We start from the raw sequence: 4622 nt of genomic DNA on the forward strand, positions 1-4622 counted from the left end.
GCTGGCGCCTTGCAGCAATGGTACTCCATGAATCGCTCCACAAATTTTAAAGAGTTTAAAGCGGCGCTGGAGCAAAATCATTTGGCCATGTTCAACATTATGTATGCCGATAAGGAAGACAATATTTTCTATATCTCAAACGGTAAAATGCCCTACCGAAATCCGGATAAAAAATACGATTGGAGTGCAACAGTGCCAGGCAATACACGAGCCACGCTATGGGAAACATTTAAGCCATTGAGTGAATTGCCACAACAGTTGAATCCGAAGAGCGGGTACTTGTTTAATACCAATCATTCCCCTTTTATGGCTACTTCCGAAAATGAGAATCTAAAAGCCGCATCATTTGATAAGAATGATGGCTATGAGACCTATCACAATAATCGCAGTCGCCGGGCAAAGGATTTAATAGACAGCTATGATAAAGTTAGTTGGACTGATTTAAAGCGAATTAAATTTGACCGCCAATTGCCATCTGAAATTTTATACCCTTATGGTTATTATTCAAAGGCATTTTTTCAAGTTGATGGATCAAAATATCCAAAATTAGAGCCATTGATCACAGAATTAAAGGCTTGGGATCACAATACCAATCCTGAAAGCAAGGGCGCTTTAATTTATAATTTAGCCTACTATCAAATTTCAAACACGATGAAAAATCGGCCACAGGATACACTTAGCACTGAAGGAGCAGTGGAAGTTTTTGAGTTTATCCACAAACATTTAATGAAAAATTTTGGAACGCTAGATGTGAACTTAGGAGATTTTCAACGATTACAAAGAGGCAAGGAAGATTGGCCACAAGGTGGAATGCCAGATGTGCTAGCTGCAGTTATGACCAAGCCTTATGCCGACGGCAAGCGAAGTATGACTAGTGGAGATGCTTATATTGGCTTTGTGAAATTCCCGAAAGGAGGAGGTTTGCCCTTGATTGAAACTATCAATACATTCGGAGCAAGCTCTGATCCAAATTCAAAACATTTTGCTGATCAGAGGGCCCTTTATCAATCGCAAAAAACAAAAATAATGACGCTAGATAAAGCAGAAATTTTAAAGAATGCACAAAAAATCTATCAGCCAAAATAGAGCTAATAAATCTATTAATATTTGCATAGGAAAGAATCTGAATTTAAGAGTTTAGCATAGGGACTAATTACTAGACACCCGACAAAAAACCACTATACCAATGTCCAGAATCTTTAATGATTCTTTTCTGGGTATCATAATTTACGTGAACCAAGCCAAATCGGGGCCTATAACCTTCTGCCCATTCAAAGTTGTCAGTAAAACTCCAAACGAAATATCCTTCAACATTTACACCTTCAGCTTTTGCTTTCAGTATTTCTGCAATATTGGATTGTAGGTAATTTTTCCTTTTAGGATCGTGCACTTTTCCATTTGATACTGAATCAGGAAAGGCGGCACCATTTTCCGTAACATAGATTTTTTTATAGTTGTATTTTGAGAAACGATGAAGCATTTCATGCATTGCCTGGGGATATACTTCCCATTCCATATCAGTCACTTCTTTTACTCTCTTTTTTGCACTTACAAGAGATGATTTTATGTAGGGAGTAAAATAGGAATGCTTCACAACCTCTCTGGTATAATTTTGTATTCCGATAAAATCAGGAACCGCCTGTAATGCCTTATCATCGCCCTGAAGCATAAATTTTTCAATTCTTTTTAAGAAAGGAAGACTTTCTGCAGGATAACCCATTCCGCATAAAGGTTCAACAAACAGCCGGTTTACCAGCGCATCTACCTTATCTGCAGCCTTAATATCCTTTTCCCTGCATGTATGTGGATGTATGGCTGAACATGAAAACGTTGTTCCAACCTCTAGATCGCTTCTTAGCTGCTTTGCAATATTTATTCCCGCTGCCTGTGAAAGAGCTGAATGATGGATTGCCGGAATAAAATTATCCATACCTCGCTTTCCGGGAGCATGAATACCTAAAAAATATCCTGCCCCAGTATAGACCATGGGCTCGTTCAATATCATCCAGTGTTTTACTCTGTCGCCAAAATGATTGATACAGAAAGACACATAGTCAGAAAAATGATCAACGATCTCTCTGTTTGCCCATCCGTTTTTTTGCTGAAGTGCCTGAGGCAGATCCCAATGATATAATGTTACCCAAGGGGTAATTCCAAATTCAAGACAAAGATCTATTACGCGGTCATAAAATGCGACCCCATTGCTATTTAATTCGTCATTCCCTTTGGGAAATATACGTGACCAAGAAAAAGAAAAGCGGAAATTATTGATGTGCATTGATTTCATCAATGCAATATCTCCGATATAATGATTATAAAAATCACAGCTAATATCGGCAGAGTGTCCACTAAAGATTTTACCCTTTTTCTTGGAAAACTCATCCCAAATTGAAGGTCCTTTACCATCTGTAAAAGATGAGCCTTCTGTTTGAAATGCTGAAGCTGCTACACCCCAAACAAATTCATCACCAAAATCGGACTTGTTAAGAATCAAAATAATTAAGATGAGCTTTTCTCTAATTTCTTAAAGAAACTATAATTACGAAATAATTTAAAATCAGACTGTTTAATTTTTGAGGGCTTTTTTACTGATAAAGCTTTTGATTCCCTCTCAATAATATCTGTCAGAATCTTTTCAGTCATATCCGGATAATTTACAGGAATAACTTTTCCATTTGAAACCCAGTCTATTATTTTTTGCACCTGTTTTTTCTTTAGATTTTTAATAACAGGAACCCCCAGGTTTTTTAATGCCTCGGCATTGCATTGCTGCTCATATTGTCCCTTCATGGGTATTACCATCAGCTTCTTTTTAAGAAACAGTGCTTCTGCAGGTGTTTCAAATCCTGCACCACAAAAAACACCACTTGCCCTAGACATGCTATCAATAAACTCATCATTGTTGATAGGCCTTATCCAAACATTTTTTTGATGAAAGGATTTTTTGTTATGCTTAGAAAATACCTGCCATTGAACATTTTCAACCATCGTTAATATTTTTACCAGTCGCTCATCATCATAAGCAGGTAGATAAACAGTATAATGACCAGAATTAAGCAATTTTTTTTCTCTAACTTCTGCTCGTATTACCGGAGTAAATATATTGGCATCATAAGGTAAAAAATGAAAACCATACTGACTTGTGGAGGGGGCATATGATCTCAAAATTGTTTTACCTAGCGGATCGAAACTTTTAGCTTTTGGCGACTTTTTATTAATCACAGCGGCTTGATGACTTATTGAAATACAAGGTTTGCCAGATAAATAACATGCCCATGATGAAACTGGTTCAAAATCACTGATCACCAAATCATATTCGCTAACAGGAAGCATTTTTATGTCTTTCATTAATTGCTTTAAACGCGATTTTTTATACGTTTCAGCGATATCTACTTGACCGTTTTTTCCGAAAATGAAACTTAAACCATGAAATTGATATTTAATCTCAAATGGTAAACCCACATCTGCTTGAGTTCCACTAATCAAAATATCAACATCATGATTTTTCTTTAAAATAGGGATCACCTCTCTGGCGCGAGTAACATGCCCATTGCCTGTACCCTGCACCGCATAAAGTATCTTCATGATGTTTTTAATGAAAAATCAGAAACCATCTGACTAAATAATTGCTTGATATCCATTTCCTCAACTTCCTCTTCAGTACCATGCAACATAGCCATTCGCTCCGACTCACTGAATCGAAATAAATCCCACTGCCCCTTATGATATTCTAATGCCGTAAGGTTCTCAATCCAATCCCCTGAATTTAGGTACATGATGCTTCCATGATTTTGTTCTATTTTACGCATTTCGGGATGATGAATATGGCCACATACAACATATTGATAATTCATACTGATACCAATATCTGCTGCAGTTTCTTCAAAGCCATTAATGAACTTGATAGCGCCCTTAACACTATTTTTGATTTTTTTGGAAAATGACAATTTGCCCTTTTTAAATACCGTTTCTGATATCCAGTTAGCAAGACTATTTATAATTATCAAGGAATCATAACCTATGGCGCCAAGTTTTGCTAACCATTTTGAATGCTGCATAGTCACATCAAATACATCACCATGAAATATCCAGGCCTTTTCTTGATTATCAAGCTCGAGTATTAGCTTATTAAGTATTTGAAAGGATCCCATTTTAAAACCCTCAAACTTTCTAAGCATTTCGTCATGATTTCCAGTTATATAATAAACCTTAACTCCCTTACTGAGCCAGTTCATGATATGTTTTATAACCTTCATGTGCGACTTAGGCCAATAGCTTTTATTGAATTGCCAAATGTCAATTATGTCGCCGTTCAAAACAACAATTTTAGGCTTAATGGATTTTAGATAATGTAAAAGCTCTTTTGCCCTGCAACCGTATGTGCCGAGGTGAACATCTGAAATTACGATAATATCTACCTGTCTTTTTTGTTTACTCATTAATGTCTAAAAATTGAATTTATCTTAGAAAAACGAATAAAGATGAAGTAGAAAAGAAATTCTGATAATTGGGTGTATAGTTGATTCAATTCGTTCTATTTAACCTATACAAGAATAAACAATACATATTATCTGAATATTAATTCAATAACAGCAAATTGTTAGGGAATGGCCATGAAATTC

General features: G+C 36.1%; 4 protein-coding genes. 1 reads left to right on the forward strand and 3 read right to left on the reverse strand.

Going from position 1 to position 4622, the window contains the following annotated elements:
- Positions 1-1086 (forward strand): penicillin acylase family protein (locus ACILQF_RS10705; protein ID WP_395627400.1); only part of this gene is annotated, 1086 nt, incomplete at its 5' end.
- 70 nt (positions 1087-1156) lie between these two features.
- Here ACILQF_RS10705 and ACILQF_RS10710 read toward each other — a convergent pair.
- From ACILQF_RS10710 to ACILQF_RS10720, 3 genes are read right to left on the reverse strand one after another with little or no spacing between them, the layout of a single operon-like run.
- Positions 1157-2494, reverse strand: a complete 1338-nt coding sequence (locus ACILQF_RS10710) for a GH1 family beta-glucosidase (RefSeq protein ID WP_395627401.1) — start codon at positions 2492-2494, stop codon at positions 1157-1159.
- Between the two features lie 5 nt (positions 2495-2499).
- Entirely contained in the window at positions 2500-3585 is a 1086-nt protein-coding gene (locus tag ACILQF_RS10715; protein ID WP_395627402.1) for a glycosyltransferase family protein, read from the reverse strand.
- Entirely contained in the window at positions 3582-4439 is an 858-nt protein-coding gene (locus ACILQF_RS10720; RefSeq protein WP_395627403.1) for a UDP-2,3-diacylglucosamine diphosphatase, read from the reverse strand. The genes ACILQF_RS10715 and ACILQF_RS10720 overlap by 4 nt, the downstream gene beginning before the upstream one ends.
- Between the last annotated feature and the right edge of the window lie 183 nt (positions 4440-4622).

This window comes from Daejeonella sp. (assembly GCF_044232565.1).
In the GTDB taxonomy this organism is placed as follows: domain Bacteria; phylum Bacteroidota; class Bacteroidia; order Sphingobacteriales; family Sphingobacteriaceae; genus Daejeonella.